This window comes from Kitasatospora sp. NPDC057223, from assembly GCF_042669755.1.
GTDB lineage: Bacteria > Actinomycetota > Actinomycetes > Streptomycetales > Streptomycetaceae > Kitasatospora.
Map to the genome: position 1 here is coordinate 1 of NZ_JBHUWW010000304.1, position 1,318 is coordinate 1,318.

The following is a 1,318-nucleotide window of genomic DNA, read 5'->3' on the forward strand; positions in this document are numbered from 1 at the left end:
TGTATTCTATGACAGTGCGTTCTACGATGGCGGTCGTGGTTCGATCAATGCTGTTAAGATAGAACGTTTCAGACTTTAGTGAGGAATGAAACGATTCGATGGAGGCATTATCAGCGGGTGTCCCTTTGCGGGACATGCTCATGGTAATGCCTTTTGTTTTAACAGCTTTCTGATACTCGTAAGATGTATACACAGATCCTTGGTCACTATGTAACACGCAGTTCTCAGGCAGTGTTGGCAGTTGATCAAGTGTGTGTAAGACAAAGTCTGTGTCCTGCTTATCTCCAATCGTAAAAGCAATCACTTCTCCATTATATACATCCAATATACTGGAAAGGTACAATTGTTTCTGTCCATAAGGCAAATACGTGATGTCTGTTACTAGTTTTTCAAGAGGATGATCAGACTGAAAGTTCCGATCTAATATATTGTCGACCACGGCATATGGCTGCCCATTCTTCTTGCGCTTTTTCACCTTAACCCGGCACTGCCACTGATTTTTCTGCATAATACGCTGAACCGTTTTATGGTTAATACACATTCTCTTTTTTAATATAGCTGTGATTTTTCGATATCCATATCGATACTGGTGCTCTCGGCACAACGTGCCGATTTGTTTTTCTAAATGGCGCTTTGGATGATCTTTCTTCAGATTCTTCTTCCAACGATAATAAGACGAGCGAGAGATACCTAAATGAATACAGATATCCTGCACGGTCATTGTGCTGTGCAATTCTTCTACAAGTTCGACTGACGTTTGGCTATCAACTTCCTTTCCAATTCGTTGTACTTTTTTAACACTTCATTCTGTTGTCTCAGATATCGATTCTCTGCCTGCAGTTTCTCTAATTCGGAAGAATACTCCGGACCTTTTCCATAAGTGTATTGCTTACCAACAGGCTGTTCAAATCGATGTGTATCACCAGCCTTATACCATCTGACCCATGTCTTAATCTGCGTATTATTTTTGATATTCAACTCCTGCATGATCTCTTTCATAGGTACGCCTGCCAATCTCATTTCTACAGCCTTCTGTTTCACTTCAACCGGATAACTCACTCTTGTCCCCATAGAAAAAACACCTCCAAGTCTAATTTCGGATAACAATCATCCGTATTCAAACTTGAAGGTGTTTTTATTTGTCTCATCTTATGGGGTCAGTCCCGAGGGGCCGCGGTTTTTTACTCTTCTTCTGTCTCCTGATTGATAATTTGCTTTACAGATGATCTGCTGTTATTTTCTCTGTTCATCTCTCGCAATTGAGTATAAGCCATATCGAATTCCTCTTTTGTCATCTGCTTTGCGGCTAATGCAGAGC

General features: G+C 40.8%; 1 protein-coding gene. It reads right to left on the minus strand.

Going from position 1 to position 1,318, the window contains the following annotated elements; all coding sequences use genetic code 11:
• Positions 1-1,071, minus strand: a protein-coding gene (locus ACFUK0_RS40190; RefSeq protein WP_380259048.1) for an IS3 family transposase whose coding sequence is annotated in 2 segments (ribosomal slippage) — positions 1-798 and positions 798-1,071 — 1,072 coding nt annotated over the 2 segments. Because the reading frame shifts where the segments join, the coding sequence is not laid out codon by codon here. This gene is flagged as partial in the annotation.
• Positions 1,072-1,318 lie beyond the last annotated feature (247 nt).